Origin of the sequence: Kitasatospora sp. NPDC018058 (assembly GCF_044327205.1) — a bacterium.
Taxonomy (GTDB): domain Bacteria; phylum Actinomycetota; class Actinomycetes; order Streptomycetales; family Streptomycetaceae; genus Kitasatospora.
The window spans coordinates 47,950-62,226 of record NZ_JBIRFA010000044.1 but is presented as its reverse complement, the minus strand read 5'-3'; the positions used below and the strand labels follow the sequence as shown (position 1 = coordinate 62,226).

The window sequence follows — 14,277 nt, the reverse complement described above, 5'->3', positions numbered from 1 at the left end:
CACCCTACGACCCCGACACCCACCAGGCCAACAGCAAGATCAAAACGACTCCCGAGACCACTCTGGCGGCATAGGGGTTGACTCAGGAAACTCATTGGCGCTCATCGCGTGCGGGCCCGGCACATCCTCACACTGCCCAAGCGCCGTGCCGAGACCTCGCGCTGCCGGCCTGGACAGCACTCAAGACGAGCGGAAGCCGCCACGACAGCACGCACCCCACAGTGCTCGCCCTCGTGGCCGACATGCTCGGAGACAACCACCAGGCCTGGCAGCGACTCGCCGACAGCCCGATGAGCGTCTCCGGCGCCAACGCCTGGCTCCGCCTCGGCGAGATCCCCGGAGCCGCGGCAGACGGTACCGATTGGCCGAAGCCACCCGCGTCCCGGTGACAGCGCCGCAAACCACGGGTCCGAAGTGCCATTCCTCGACGTCGCTCTCGCGGCGCCAGCACCATTCGGTGACGCCTCGGGCAGCCGCGGACGGGGCGGGGTCCTGGACGACCAGGGGGTAGGCCCGCAGTCCGGCGCCAGCCCGCCTCAGGAACCTCCCCGAGTGCTTTGATCGCCTCGGATCCGTCCTCTCCACCCGGTGGCGGCTGAGTCCCCGAGGCCGCCCGGCCGCACAGCCGGACAGCTGGGCCTCGGGGGCCGCAGGGGTGCACCCGGTGCCGGTGGCACGCGGCACCGGGTGGGTCTACGGGGTCAGCTCTGCCCGGCCTTACAGCCGTGGTTCGCCTTCTTCTTCCGTCGGGCCTTCTTCTTGCGGGCGCGCTTGGACATCGTGCTCTTCCTCTTGATCGTCGGATTGGTGCGGTTCAGGCGGCCCGGCCGACCAGCTGGTCGGCGAGCTTGGCCAGGCGCTTCTGCGAGCGCTCCTCCTGCACCACCTGAGCGGTGGGCGCGACCGAACCGCCGTCGTAGTAGGCGCCGTTGGCGAGCTCGACGTCCGGCAGGCAGAGCCGCACGACAGCCGCCGCGCCCTCCGCCGCCGGCGCTCCGACCCGCCCGTACAGCGAGAGCAGGGCGGTGTCGCACTGGCCCGGGTTGAGGCTGACGGCGGTGATGCCGGAGCCCGCCGGGGCCATTTCGGCGGTGGCCATGGTGAGGGCGAGCTGCGACTGCGCGTACGCGGCGACCCGCGAGTACTTCTTGACGCGGTGCGGGTCGGACCAGTTCATCGACGCGGTGCGGTGCAGGGAGGAGGAGACGTTGACGATCCGGGCGTTGCCCGCCGCAGAGAGCGGGGCGCGCAGAAGCTTGGCGAGGAGGTGACCGGCGAGGAAGTTGACCTGGAGCGAGACCTCGCTGCCGTCGTCGGTGAGGGTGCAGCGCTCGGGCGCCATCACGGCGGCGTAGTTCACCAGGAGGTCCAGGGCCGGGTAGTGCTTGACGACCGTGCCGGCCAGCACCGCGACCTCCGAGAGGCGGGTGAAGTCCGCTGTGAGCTCGACGAGTTGGTCCCGACGGGCGCCGGCTTCGACCAACCGGGCGACGGCGCCTCCGCCTCGGCGGTGGTCCGGGCGTGCACCAGCACGGTGGCTCCGTACCCGGCGAGCAGCCGGGCGGTCTCCCACCCGATGCCGGAGGAGGCGCCGGTGACGAGGGCGGTGCGGGCGGACAGAACAGCGTCGGACATGACTCATCCAAGGGTGGAAGGCACCGGCGGGGTGCGAAGACGGCGCGGCACGAGGCCGTACGCCTCCGGGGCCATCGGTGCGGCAAGGGTGTGATGCGAGGTGACGCTCGCCCGTCCCCCGCCCTCGGAGCCGACGGGGCAGGGGACGAGCGGCGGTGATACGGCACGGGCACGACGGAACGGCACCGCGCCCGTGCGCGCGGCCGACGACGAGTGGGAAGGGACTCGGTCCTACCGGACTGCAGTGACGACCGCGACAGCGACGATCCGCGGCCGACTATGCGGCGGGCGATCGTGGTGGCGTGTCGGGCGGTGCATGCACCCCATCAAAGCCTGCCCGGATGCCCCCGGCAAGCTCGTTCACCCTCCCTGACGATCCCCTGACGCGCTGCGACGGGTCCTTGACGAGGCCGCCGGTCCGGCAATCAACGGCTCTCGTCAATTACCCTTTCTCCGAATGGCGTTGAGAATTGTCGTCTCCTGGCAGCCGCCAAGGCTCCGCCAGGAGGAGCCCCACTGCCGCCAGGCTTTCGTCAACGAGTTGACGCCTGCTGTCCGCGGTCGGCCGTACTGGGAGGATGTCCGTCACAGCCCTTCCCGCCACCGGATGGTTCACCCACGAGCGGCCCGGCTCGGGCGTCCTTCCCGCCCACGTCACACGGAGCGCCCGCGGCGGCTGGTGGGCGGACGACCCCGACGCCACCCGGGCGCTGCTGGTGCACTGCGGGCTGGAACGGCTGCTGCGCGGGGACCCAGGACGCCTCGACCCGGGCGTCCTGGCCCGCTTCGGGCGAGGGCAGTTCCACGCCCCGGACCGTTTCCTGCCTCTGCTGGGCCGCACCTTCACCCATCTCACCCCGTGGGTCCGCGTGCTGTACGTCCACGCGGAGCGACCACGGCCGGTGTCCCGGAACACGGCGGCCTGGGTACGTCCGCTGCACGCCGACGACGAGGGCCGCCTCGACCGTTTCGCCCGTCGCGCCACCGCCTCCGCGGACCGCACCGGCGACCCGCACTGTATTGCGGAGACCTGGGGTGGCCATCGAACGCTCGCGGCGAGCGGCTTCGCCTGGGGCGCTTTCCTCGGGCCGTACCTGGCCTCGCTCGCTTGCGGCTACCTCGTCGGACGGGAGCACCTGGACATCGCCGTGGCGACCGACCCTGCCTTCCGCCGTGGCGACCTCGCGCTCGCCTGCGTCCATGCCGCCGCCACCGGCGCCCGCATGCAGGGGCTCACCCCGACCTGGTCGGCGCCCCGGAGCAACCACGCCAGCCAGGCGCTCGCCGAGGCGGCGGGCTTCCGGCCGGTACGGCAGGAAGTGGCGGGGGCGGGCCCGGCTCTTCCCCGTCGACAGAACTCGACGACCCCGACCTCACCCTGTGCCTCACCCCGCTCGACCTGAAACGGCCGACCCGCGACCCTCGAAAACCTCCGGTCGGGCATCCACGGTGCCGGCTGCTCCACAGCGAGTACGAAGAGTTCGGTGACGAGGACGGCCTCGACGATCACGTGGGGGGCCGGGACGACGAACCGGCCGAGGAACACCCGTCGCGATCCGCGCGATGATCCGCGGTTTCGGATGGTGCAGCGTTCACACTGCTCCTGGGACATCGGGCCCCGGAGTCGGCCGGCCCGCAGGCAATCCGTTCTCGGTGGGGGCGAAACGTCGCACGCCTTTGATCGGTGGCGGAGCGGGATCGGTATTGTCCGCCCCAGCATCGCAGGACTGCTCAGGGCAGCCCGCACGGAGGAGGACCACCATGGCCGATCGCGGCTCCGCATCGCGACCGCCGCAGGCACACCGTCCGGTTGCGCAGGGGACGGCGGGCCTCGCGCTCGTGGTCGGGGCTCTCGGCGTGGTCTTCGGCGACATCGGGACCAGCCCGATCTACACCCTCCAGACCGTGTTCAACCCGGACGACCCGCACCCTGTCCCGGTCACCACGCAGAACGTGTACGGGGTGGTGTCGCTCGTGTTCTGGTCAGTGGTGATCATCGTCCTGGTCACCTACGTGCTGCTGGCGATGCGCGCCGACAACGACGGCGAGGGCGGCATCATGGCGCTGATCACCCTGCTGCGGCAATCGGGCGCGCAGCGGGGCCGCCGGACGACCGCCGTGCTGGCCGCGCTCGGCATCTTCGGCGCGTCGTTGTTCTTCGGCGACAGCATGATCACCCCGGCGATCTCGGTGCTGTCCGCAGTCGAGGGGCTCAAGGTCGTCGAGCCGTCCCTGGAGAGCACCGTGGTGCCGCTCACCGCGGCGATCATCGTGGTGCTGTTCCTGGTGCAACGCAGAGGAACCGCGGCGGTGGGCCGAGTGTTCGGACCCGTGATGATCGCCTGGTTCGTCGCCATCGGCGCGTGCGGCGTATCCGGCATCGCCGACCACCCGCAGATCCTCCGGGCGCTCTCGCCTAGCTACGCCCTGACCTTCCTGACCGGCCATTTCGGCACCGCCTTCTTCGCCCTGGCCGCGGTCGTCCTCGCGGTCACCGGCGCCGAGGCGCTCTACGCCGACATGGGCCACTTCGGCCGCCGGTCGATCACCCGCGGCTGGCTCTTCCTCGTCTTCCCCGCCTGCGTCCTCAGCTACCTCGGCCAGGGCGCGCTGATCCTCGCCGATCCGGCCAACATCAGCAGCCCGTTCTTCCTGCTCGTGCCCGACTGGGGACGATGGCCGATGGTCCTGCTCGCCACGGCGGCGACCGTGATCGCCTCCCAGGCGGTGATCACCGGCGCGTACTCCGTCACCTCCCAGGCCGCCCAGCTCGGCTATCTGCCGCGGATGCGGATCGCCCACACCTCCGAGTCCACCATCGGGCAGATCTACGTCCCCTGGATCAACTGGCTGCTGATGGTCTCGGTCCTCACCCTGGTCTTCGCCTTCCGCAGCTCCACCGCCCTGGCCTTCGCGTTCGGCATGGCGGTCACCGGGACCATCACCATCACCACGCTGTTGTTCTTCTACGTTGCCCGGGCCCGCTGGCACACGCCGGTGTGGCTGGTCGCCGTCGGAGCGACCGTGCTGCTCACGGTGGACCTGCTGTTCGTGGCGGCCAACGCGACCAAGCTCCTCCACGGCGCATGGCTGCCGCTGCTGATCGGCCTCACCGCGTTCACCGTCATGACCACCTGGCAGCGTGGCCGAGAGATCGTCACCGCGGAGCGGGAGCGACACGAAGGCCCGCTGCGCGAGTTCGTCGACCAGCTCCACAGCGGCCAGGTGCCGGCGATCCGGGTTCCCGGCACCGCCGTCTTCCTCAACCGGGGCAAGCGGACCGCCCCACTGGCCATGCGGGCCAACGTCGAGCACAACCATGTCCGGCACGACCACGTGGTGATCCTGTCCATCGAGACCGAGCCCGTGCCGCGGATCCCGGCGGACCAGCGGACCGTGGTCGACGACCTCGGCTACGCCGAGGACGGGATCATCCACGTCACCGCCCGGTTCGGCTACATGGAGACACCGGACGTGCCCAGCACGCTGGCGACGCTCGCCCCGGCCGAAACCGAGGGCCGACTCCAGCTCGACCAGACCTCCTTCTTCCTGTCGAAGATCGAAATCCGGCGCGGGAAGAAGCCGACCATGGCTCCCTGGCGCAAGCGGCTGTTCGTCGCCACCTCCTACATCACCGCCGACGCCGCCGAGTACTTCAGCCTCCCCCGCGACCGAACGGTGATCATGGGCTCGCACATCGAGGTGTAGCCCGCGCGGGCCGACGATGCGTCAGCGTCGCGGGGTGATGGCACTGTCGTGCACGGATGGACGGGACGACCCGGGTCGTACGGGGAGAGCCTGTCGTCCACTCGGCCCGCCGCGCGCGTCCAGACGGGCTGTCATGCACAGCGCCGCCGAAAGCTCCCGGCTTCGGGTGTCAAGGTCCCGTCAGGGTTTCGGCTCCCTACACCGTCAAGTGCGCGTCAGTTTCTCCGTTCCGGGATGCTCCCCCGACAGCGCGAACCGCCGTGACAGCGATCGCTTCACCCCTCTCCCGACCGGCCCGGCCCTTCGCAACGCGCCTTCCGTCGCAAGCGAAGTAACGATTCTGCACTCTCTCCCGCCCCGACACCCCGACACCGGTCGGCTCGCCCTTCTCCGGGAAGGTCGCGTCGTCGGTCGACGTTACGATCTGTCGTCAGTCACATATCGGTCGACTACGGACGAGTTCCGGTCGATGTCCGACATCATCGGGGGACGAGGGGAATGGCAGAGGCTGAGCTGTCGCACCTTGGGGTCGCGGAGGATGAGGAACTCGTCTACCGCTCCGCGCTGCGCTCTCCCGGGCTGGGTGCCGAGGCCCTCGCCCTGGCGGCCGGGCTGGACACCGACGAGCTACGAGCGGTCCTGGAGCGGCTGGAATCCGCCGGGATGGTGACCACGGCCGATGGCCAGGGCATCGTGGCGACGGACCCGTTCGTCGTCACGGAACGGCTGGTCGAATCCAGGCTCACGGAGCTCCAGGCGGAGATCCAGCGCGTCATCGCGTCCCGGCACGTGGTCAACGCCCTTCTCGACGAACAGCGGAACGGCCGCCGGCAGTCCCCGCCGGAGGGCGTGGAGCGGGTCGAGGGCGCCGACCGCGTCCGGGCCCGTATCGACGAGCTGGCCTTCTTCGCCCACCACGAGCTGCTGTCCGTCCAGCCGAACGGCCCGCTGTCCACCGCCGCCATCGAGGGCGCGAAGGAGGCCGACATGCGGGCCCTGCGCCGCGGGCTCACCATGCAGACGATCATGCGGACGGACGCCCTCCACGACCAGCAGACGGCCGATTACCTTGCCGAGTTGAGGGCGCGCGGCGCACAGGTCCGCACCCTGGACGGCCCGCTGGAGCGCATGCTGATCTTCGACCGGAGAACCGCTCTGGTGCCGATGGACCCCCGGGAGAGCGGCCGGGGGGCGCTCGTCGTCCACCAGCCGGGAATGATCTCCAGCCTCATCACTCTCTTCGATCGGTTCTGGGAGGCCGCCAAGGATCTGGACCAGGAACACCTGGCAGAGATCGAGCAGCAGGTGCTGAGGACCATGGTCCGCGTCGAGAAGGACGAGGCAGGCGCCCGCGAGCTGGGCATCTCCGTCCGGACCTATCGCGGTCACATCGCCCATCTCCTGCGCCGCCTCAATGCCACGCACCGCGCCCAGGGCGTGCTGGCGGCCCGCGACCGCGGCTGGCTCTGAGCCCCGTGCCAGGCCGGCCGGGTAGACCGACCCGAACTACGGACGACGTCAGTGTGCCCACGTCCAGCCGCGAAGGCCGGGATCCCGAAACGCCCGGTCGACCGTCGCACGAGCAGGGTCCAGCTCTCGCTGTTCGTCGAGCAGGACGTCCAGCGTGAAGCTGCTCTCGCCGATCGACTGCCGCCATCGCCACTGCGGCGGCAGCAGGGCAACAAATCTGATGCAGGCCGTCTCGGGCAACTGCGGGTGGTCCTCTGCGTTCTGGTCGGCAAAGCCCTGAATCCTCAGAGTGACCATGGAAACTTCCCGGTGCTGTCGACGCGTCAAGTAGGCGGCTGTGCAGGTCAGTTAATATTCTGCCAGATAATTGACCACATGAATCAGTCGCCTGGATCACACCTCTCGCCCGACGACCACTGAGCGGAGTGGTGCCCGCAAAACGGATCGCCTCCCCGGCCGACGGGCCGGGGAGGCGATCTGGCGGCAGCGCTCTCGCACCGTGTGGTCAGGCGTTGCCGACGACCTCGGTGACGGTGAAGCGGTTGAGGCTGTCGGGGCTCAGCCGGTGGCCCTCGACCACCAGATACTGGTCCGCCCCGACCCTCAGCACCTGGGCGTCCTTCGCGGCCGGCGCGAAGTCGGGGTGGCCACCGCGGGCGGCCTCCAGGGCGTAGGCCCGGGCCTGCTCCAGGGGCATCGGCTCGGAGGTCTTGATCTCGGCGCCGTACCGGTTCTTGGTCAGGCCGATCTCGGCCACGACGACGTGGTCGCTCATGGTTTCCTTCCATTCTCTTCTGGGCCGACCGGCCGGTCGGATGCCGGCCGGTGACGGGGGCGGGCCGAGGGCGCGGGCTAGGCGCCGGTCGACCCGGCCGCAGCGGGCTCGTTGCGGTCCGCGCGCAGCGAGGCGAGCAGCGAGAGCCGGCTGCCGGTGTGCAGGACCGACGAGCGGTAGGCGCGTGCGGCGATCCGGATGGTGACGGCCGCGAACAGTGCGGCGATCACCAGGGAGGTGGCGATCTCCCACCAGGCAGCGGTGCCCGCGAAGATCCGCGACGGCATCGTGACGGTGGCCGCGATCGGCACGTAGGAGGCGACGGTCACGACCGCGCCCTTGCCCACGATCGAGACCATGTAGGTGGCCATGATGATCATCTGGAGCGGCGCGGTCGCGGACTGCACGTCCTGGGTACGGGAGGCCAGCGCCCCCAGCCCCGCGAACAGGCAGCAGACCGTGCCGAAGCCGAGGACGTAGAAGACGAGGAACCAGCCGCTGGAGGCGACGATCGAACCGAGATGCGGCACTCCGCCGACCGCCAGCGCCGTGACCAGTCCCGAGACGGTGAACGCGGCCATCTGGACGATGCCGAGCACGAAGTTGCCGACGACCTTGCCGACGAGCAGCGAGCGGGTCGGGATCGCGGCGAGCAGCACCTCGACCACCCGGGACTCCTTCTCCTCCACCACGCTGTTGGCGGTCGTGGTGCCGAAGAGCTGGCAGGACATGAAGAAGAGGAGCCCGAAGACGAAGGTCACGCCGTACTGGTACCCGGCCTCGTCGGAGGAGGCGTCAAGTTCGACGGGCGTCAGCTGGGCGCCGCGCATGACGTCCGGCAGGGAGACGCCGAGCGACTGGGCGTTCTGCTGCATGGTCTGGGCCGCGACCGTCTGGGCGAGGTAGGCCTGCAGGTCCGCCGCCGGCTTGCCCTTCGCCTCCAGCCGCCAGACGTGCCCGCCGGCCGTGTCGTCGAGGAGCAGGAAGGCGTCGACGTCCCCGTCCTTCACCGCCTGCTCGGCCGCCGCCCGGTCGGGCAGGTTCCGGGGTTCGAGCTTGACGTCCGACGCGGTGCGGGCCGCCGCCGTCACGGTCTGCTCGGCACCCGGAGAGGTGACGGCCACCGTGTAGCTCGTGGTACGGCCGGAGAGGACGTGCAGGGCGATCACCCCGCCGACGATCAGGAGGACCATCGCCACGGTCGAGATCCACAGCGCCTTGCTCCGGGTACGGACCCGAATCTCGCGCTGCGCCACGCGCAGCCAGATCGGCGAGGTCCGCTCGCTCTGCTGGGCCCCGGTCATCGGGTTACCTCCTTGTAGATCTCCGACAGCGGCACTGGGGCCTCGCCGAAGTGGGACACCGGACCGCGCGACAGCGCCGTGCGCAGCACCGCGTCCGCCGCGCCTTCGTCCACCGCCGTGAACCGGGCGCAGTCGCCGTCCGCCGAGAGGACCTTGATCCCGGCGGCGTCACGGATCCACGTGTCCACGGCCGGGGCGTCGATGCGGATCACGGAGTCGTGCCGCGCGCGGAGTTCGGCGGCGGTTCCGTGGGCCACGATCCGTCCGCCGGACAGGATGACCAGCTCGTCGCAGAGCTTCTCCACCAGGTCGAGCTGGTGGCTGGAGAACAGCACCGGGACGCCGTCGTCGCTGCAGGAGCGGATCAGTCCGCTCAGGGCGTCGACCGCCTCCGGGTCCAGGCCCGAGAACGGCTCGTCGAGGACGAGGAGTTCGGGCCGGTGCATGAGGGCGACGGCGATCTGGGCCCGCTGCTGGTTGCCCAGCGAGAGGTCCTCCAGCTTGTCGGCGGCCCGCTCGGCGAGGCCGAGGACGTCGAGGATCTCGTCGGCCCGCTCGGCTGCTTGACGCTTGGCCATGCCGTGCAGGGAGCCGAAGTAGACGAGTTGCTCGCGGACGGGCTGGCGCGGGTACAGGCCGCGTTCCTCGGGTATGTAGCCGAAGTTCCGGCGCTGCTCGGTCGTGAGGGGGGCGCCGTGCCAGGTGATCTTGCCGCCGTCCGGTGCGAGCAGGCCCATGATGATGCGCATCGTGGTCGTCTTGCCGGCGCCGTTGGAGCCGACGAATCCCGTCAGCTTCCCGGGTGTCAGGGCCATCGACACGTCGTGGAGGACCTGACGGTCACCGAAGGCCTTCCTGACCTGGTGAAGTTCCAGCACTTACGACTCCTCGGAAGGGGACGCGGAAGGGTTCCGCACGAACGTTGCCGCGCCAGGTTCTGGGGCCGGCCCGGCCAGCAGTGAGACCAGGGCTTCCTCCACGGGCGCGATCCCCAGCCGGTTGAGCGTCAGGTGGAGATGGTGGAAGGCCAGGTACAGCGGTTTCTGATGCACCCCCCGCTTCTCGATGCCGATCAGCATATTGGTGCACAGCCCGGTGATCAGATCACTCGAATGTCCGGTTTCGGCCATTCGCCCGGACCTCTCCGTGACGGCGGGGCGTACCTGTTCGTGGACGGCCCGCAGGTTGGCGTCGCGGGCGGCGGCGTCCGCGGGAGAGGCCTGTTTCAGGCCGGACCACCAGGTGTAGTGGGTCCTCAGGAAGCTTTCCCGCTCGGCGCGGGGCAGGTCGAGGCGGTCGAGGAGTCGCACCATGACGAGGCGGCCGAGCGCGAGACGGTGCTCGACGGTGCCGTCCGAGGCAGCGAGCAGCTGGAGCGCCGTCGCGCTGGACGCCTGGAAGGCGTGCTCGGCGACCTCCAGGTATCGGGGGCCGCCCCACTTGGCGTATTCCGGTTCGTAGAGGTCGAACCGGACGTCGGTCCGCGAGCGGGCCTCGCCGGCGGGCAGGACGGGCGGCAGGGGCAGCGCCGTGCGCTCCGGCCCTCCGGTGAGTTCGGCCAACTTCCCCATGAGTGCGGACCGTTGCAGGACGAGGGCATCGGCCTGCGCCGGCTCGACGAGGAACCGGAGGCGGATGTGCGGCCCCGAGCCGTCCAGGTAGCGCAGGTAGAACCAGCGGGCGGCAAAGGGTGCCATCTCCTCGACGAGCGGTGCCACCACCTCGGTCAGGGTCGCGTCGAGCAGGTCGAGGCGACCGGGGTAGAGCTTGAGGTACAGCCAGGTGCGGCGCTCCGGTACGAGGGTCGCGGTGGTCATCGGTGGTCTCCGGTGGGACGTTCCCAGGCCAGGAAGCTGACGTGTTCGCACATCCGTGGGCCGTCCGGCCCGGCGGTCCAGGCCTCGTCCCGGCTAGGCAGCGCCTCCTCGATCCGCAGCGTGTGCGCTCCGGCGATCAGCGGGAGAGCGGTGGCGACGGAATGGGGCGAGGCCAGGTCGAGCCACATGGGCTTGCGCCGGTTGGCGTCGAGCGGGTCGGCGCCCAGTGCGAGGAAGAACACCTCGCGGGGCAGTTGCCGTTCCCGGCGCCAGCGGTCGAGGCGCAGCAGGTGGTCGGCGGTCGGCTCGCCCCGCTCGGGTGCCGGGAACTCGGACGCCGGAAGGACCCAGCGGGCCCGTCGCAGCACCACCCGGCCCGCGGTCGCGCGCGGTGTGGCCACCTCCTCGGTCCCGTGGGCGGCCAGCGCTTGGGCCCGCAGGAACGGGTGGTTGTCCCTGGTGAGCGGCGAGCGGTCGGTCCAGGGGTCCATGACGGCCAGGGCCAGGCGGGCGGCTCCGGTGGCGATGTGGGCCGGCACGATGCCGGTGTACACGGGCGCCACCGGCCGGCCGCTGGAGTCCTCGAACTCCAGGGCGTCGGTCGCGGCGTCGTGCCGCAGGGCGAGCCGGTCGAAGCCGAGTGAATCGGCGGTGCGGTGCTGTCGCTCGGCGGGCCAGTGGATCTGCGGCAGGTAGCCGGCGCCGGCGTGCTGGAGGTTGTTGACCTGGCTCGCGAAGGTGAGGGTGCGGACCTCGCAGCCGGGGAAGAGCGAGCGCAGCCAGCCGAGTTGGGCGTCCCCGACCGCCCGTTCGCCGAGGATCCGGCCGAACCGGGTGACGAGGCCGCCGAGGGCGCTGCCGTACTGGTTGACCACCATGTGGTAGTCGCCCCGGTGGGCCGCCTCGGAGTCCTGCGCCGCGAGCTGGTAGAGCACCGCGGCGGAGGGCGGCGCCGAGGTGCGCCCGACCGGGAGGTGGGCTCGCTCGTCGAGCTCGGTGGCGCCGGCCGTCATGTCGGCGATCCGCGCCCGGTGGAAGGCGGCCTTGAACGTGCTGTCGGCGTGCAGCCGCATGAAGAACCCGGCGGCGTCCTGGCACCGGCCACCGGCTCCGTACCGGGAGCGGAACTCCTCCAGGATGGCGTCGTACACGTGCGAACGGATCAGGTAGGGGCGTAGCGTGCCCGCGACGGCCTGGAGGTCGGTCTCCACGGCGGCGGGCAGCGAAGCTGCGGGGACGGCGGAGGCACCGTCCTCGTGGACGAGCTGCGCGGTCCAGCGTGGCGCGCCGCAGCGGTCGGCGAGTTCGTCGGCCCGGGCACGGATCCCGGCCAGCAGGCGCCGCCGGTCGGCGGGGCCGGCCGCCGCGACGGCGCAGACCTCCCCGGCGAGTACGGTCATGAGGCCGGCGAGCTCGACGGCGTCCTCGGCCTTGCTGTCGAGCAGCGTCTGCGCCAGGTCGAGCAGCGGAGTGATGCTGCCGGCTTCCCACGGGACGACCGGAACGAGCAGCCCGGTCCGCACGTACCGCGCCAGCCTGCCCGGAGGAAGAGCTGCGGGGGTCAGGTCGCGTGCTTCGTCGAGTTCCGTCCGGTACGGGCCCGCATCGACGATCTTCTCGGTCGACCAGAGGAAGCCGCCGTTGTCGGAGAGCGAGGTGAGCACGACAGTGGCGGAGTCGTCCTCGGACGGGACCGGGTGGGCCGGGGTGTACGAGAACGCGTCGGCGAACCGCGGGGTGGCCGCGAGTTCGGAGAACAGGTTGTGGACGAAGCCGATCGGCGGCGTCGTCTCGGTCTGACCGGCCGGCTCGGTGCCGGGCGCCGGCTGCAGCGCGACGGCGGTCAGCCGGCCCAGTGGGCTGGGCTTGAGCGCCGCGCGGACCAGGTAGCTCAGTAGCGTCCGGGACGTCCGGGTGCCCGGCTCCAGGTCGCCGTCGGCGACCTGCTCCGGCAGATGTGCGGCGACCAGCGGGAGGGACAGGGCGAGCGGGCCCGAGCCGAGGTGGGTTCGCAGGGTCGCGGCGGTGCGGGCGGCACAGTCCGCGACGGCGTCCTGAAGGCCCGCCAGCCGGCGAGCGAGCTCTTGCTGAGCCCCGCGCCAGCGTTCCGTGACGCTCGCGGGAACGCCTGCTTCGCCGAGGAAGGCGAGGTCCTCGGCGCTCAGGCCGCCACCGCGGTGCGCGAGCCTCCTGGTCTTCAGGAGCCGGCGCCGGGCGCTCCGGTCCGCATCGGGCACCAGCGGGAAGATCGAGTCGCTGAGGGCGGTTCCCGCTGCCGCGAGCTCGGCCTCGGCTCCGGCGTGGCGGTCGAGTTGTTCCCGGATCGCGTCGCTGAGCGTGAGGGTCGTGACGGGAACGCCGGCGAGCCGGTCGAGGCGGAACGCCGCGTGGCGCGCCGGCGCGGAGTCGGTTCGGAGCTTCGTACTGGGGTTGGTCACGACATCAGCCCAATGGCGAGAGAGAGCAGGTTGAACAGGATCAGGCCGGCGGCGAGCAGGGTGTACAGCAGGCTGACGGCGAAGTAGCAGACGTAGCCCGCCCGTACGCGGCCCGGGATCGACCGCAGGTAGAGCGGCAGCGGCTTGCGGGTTACCCGGTGCAGGACGTAGGTCAGGGCCCGGCCCCGCATGTTGATCGCGCCTAGGGCGGCCTCGACGGCGTGGTAACCGTCGCTGGGGAAGAGCGGGTTGATGTTGGCGACCACCGCCATCAGCTGGAATCCGAGCAGGATGCGGAAGAAGAGGGCGGTGTCGCCGGTGGTGTTCAGTGCCGCGAGGGACCAGGCGCCGGCGAAGGTCAGGTCGCAGATCGGCCCGACCAGGGAGATCAGCACCCGCCCGAACCGACCCTCGTGCCGGTAGCTGTCGGTGCGGTCCACGTAGGCCATCGGGAACAGGTAGAGCATCAGCCCGACACCGGCGTTCCGCGGCCGGACCCGGTTGTAGGTCATGGCGACCGCGTGGCAGAACTCGTGCACGACGATCTCGCCCAGCATCACCGCGACGGCGGCCGCCACCATCCACGCCGTCGGGTGGATGCTCCCGGTCGACGAGGTGAGGGCGAGCACCGCCAGCGGGACGGCGATCACCGGCACGGCGAGGAGCAGCGCGGCGAGCGGCCGGACCGGCAGACGGCGCAGGACGCCGGCGACGGGGTCGGCGAAGCGGCTCGGATCGCGTACGAGGGGGAAGCGCTTGACCAGGTCCAACCGCCCGTACCGGATGGCCCGTTCGGTGCCGGTGGCGGGCAGGGGGTCGAGGTTGAGCACCGAGGCCCGGCGCAGGTCGGCGAGGAAGTCGGGCAGGACGGCCCGGATCTGCGACTCCTGCTCGGGGTAGCGCTCGGTAAGCGAGGCCAGGAGCTCCGTCCCGGTCATGCCGTCGCCCAGGTGGCGCAGGATGGCCAGGCCGCTGGGCGAGATGTTCAGGTACCGGCCGGCCGGGGAGACCAGCATGGTCCGGCCTCCGGCGCCGGTGATGATCTCGACACCGTCGCGCATGCGCAGCCGCTCGGTGTCGAGCCACGGCTCCAGTGCCGTGGTCTCGGGGCTGGATGGCACGTCCTGTCC

Annotated in this window: 12 protein-coding genes and 1 pseudogene; 4 read left to right on the top strand and 9 right to left on the bottom strand. The window is 71.0% G+C overall.

Annotated features, from left to right (window positions below):
- Positions 1 to 221: 221 nt before the first annotated feature.
- Positions 222 to 389 carry a hypothetical protein gene (locus ACH4E7_RS37540; protein ID WP_396253679.1) on the top strand — a complete coding sequence of 56 codons (168 nt, stop codon included), beginning with the start codon at positions 222 to 224 and terminating at the stop codon, positions 387 to 389.
- Between the two features lie 425 nt (positions 390 to 814).
- On the opposite strand, the gene ACH4E7_RS37535 is transcribed toward ACH4E7_RS37540, so the two are convergent.
- Entirely contained in the window at positions 815 to 1,483 is a 669-nt protein-coding gene (locus ACH4E7_RS37535; protein WP_396253678.1) for an SDR family NAD(P)-dependent oxidoreductase, read from the bottom strand.
- A 65-nt stretch (positions 1,484 to 1,548) separates the two neighbouring features.
- Positions 1,549 to 1,635, bottom strand: a pseudogene (locus ACH4E7_RS37530) (short-chain dehydrogenase); the annotation flags it as partial.
- Positions 1,636 to 2,213: 578 nt separating this feature from the next.
- Between ACH4E7_RS37530 and ACH4E7_RS37525 the strand changes: the two are divergent.
- The 3 genes from ACH4E7_RS37525 to ACH4E7_RS37515 all read left to right on the top strand — a co-directional run bounded on the left by ACH4E7_RS37525 (position 2,214) and on the right by ACH4E7_RS37515 (position 6,813).
- Positions 2,214 to 3,038, top strand: coding sequence for a GNAT family N-acetyltransferase (locus ACH4E7_RS37525; RefSeq protein ID WP_396253677.1), 825 nt, complete (start codon positions 2,214 to 2,216; stop codon positions 3,036 to 3,038).
- A 358-nt stretch (positions 3,039 to 3,396) separates the two neighbouring features.
- Positions 3,397 to 5,343 (top strand): potassium transporter Kup, encoded by a 1,947-nt coding sequence (locus tag ACH4E7_RS37520; RefSeq protein WP_396253676.1) that lies wholly within the window; start codon positions 3,397 to 3,399, stop codon positions 5,341 to 5,343.
- 498 nt (positions 5,344 to 5,841) lie between these two features.
- Positions 5,842 to 6,813 (top strand): LuxR C-terminal-related transcriptional regulator, encoded by a 972-nt coding sequence (locus ACH4E7_RS37515; RefSeq protein ID WP_396253675.1) that lies wholly within the window; start codon positions 5,842 to 5,844, stop codon positions 6,811 to 6,813.
- A gap of 48 nt (positions 6,814 to 6,861) precedes the next feature.
- Here ACH4E7_RS37515 and ACH4E7_RS37510 read toward each other — a convergent pair whose 3' ends face one another.
- From ACH4E7_RS37510 to ACH4E7_RS37480, 7 genes are all read right to left on the bottom strand, one after another.
- Positions 6,862 to 7,110 carry a hypothetical protein gene (locus ACH4E7_RS37510; RefSeq protein ID WP_396253674.1) on the bottom strand — a complete coding sequence of 83 codons (249 nt, stop codon included), beginning with the start codon at positions 7,108 to 7,110 and terminating at the stop codon, positions 6,862 to 6,864.
- A 208-nt stretch (positions 7,111 to 7,318) separates the two neighbouring features.
- The gene (locus ACH4E7_RS37505; protein ID WP_396253673.1) at positions 7,319 to 7,588 is read right to left on the bottom strand and encodes a hypothetical protein; all 270 of its coding nucleotides are present in this window, start codon (positions 7,586 to 7,588) and stop codon (positions 7,319 to 7,321) included.
- 77 nt (positions 7,589 to 7,665) lie between these two features.
- Positions 7,666 to 8,892, bottom strand: a complete 1,227-nt coding sequence (locus ACH4E7_RS37500) for an ABC transporter permease (RefSeq protein ID WP_396253672.1) — start codon at positions 8,890 to 8,892, stop codon at positions 7,666 to 7,668.
- Positions 8,889 to 9,770 carry an ABC transporter ATP-binding protein gene (locus ACH4E7_RS37495; RefSeq protein ID WP_396253671.1) on the bottom strand — a complete coding sequence of 294 codons (882 nt, stop codon included), beginning with the start codon at positions 9,768 to 9,770 and terminating at the stop codon, positions 8,889 to 8,891. The genes ACH4E7_RS37500 and ACH4E7_RS37495 overlap by 4 nt, the downstream gene beginning before the upstream one ends.
- Positions 9,771 to 10,709 (bottom strand): thiopeptide-type bacteriocin biosynthesis protein, encoded by a 939-nt coding sequence (locus tag ACH4E7_RS37490; RefSeq protein ID WP_396253670.1) that lies wholly within the window; start codon positions 10,707 to 10,709, stop codon positions 9,771 to 9,773.
- Positions 10,706 to 13,147: a lantibiotic dehydratase gene (locus ACH4E7_RS37485; protein ID WP_396253669.1), complete on the bottom strand. Its 2,442-nt coding sequence runs from the start codon at positions 13,145 to 13,147 to the stop codon at positions 10,706 to 10,708. The genes ACH4E7_RS37490 and ACH4E7_RS37485 overlap by 4 nt, the downstream gene beginning before the upstream one ends.
- Positions 13,144 to 14,268: a PqqD family peptide modification chaperone gene (locus ACH4E7_RS37480; protein WP_396253668.1), complete on the bottom strand. Its 1,125-nt coding sequence runs from the start codon at positions 14,266 to 14,268 to the stop codon at positions 13,144 to 13,146. The genes ACH4E7_RS37485 and ACH4E7_RS37480 overlap by 4 nt, the downstream gene beginning before the upstream one ends.
- Positions 14,269 to 14,277: the final 9 nt, after the last annotated feature.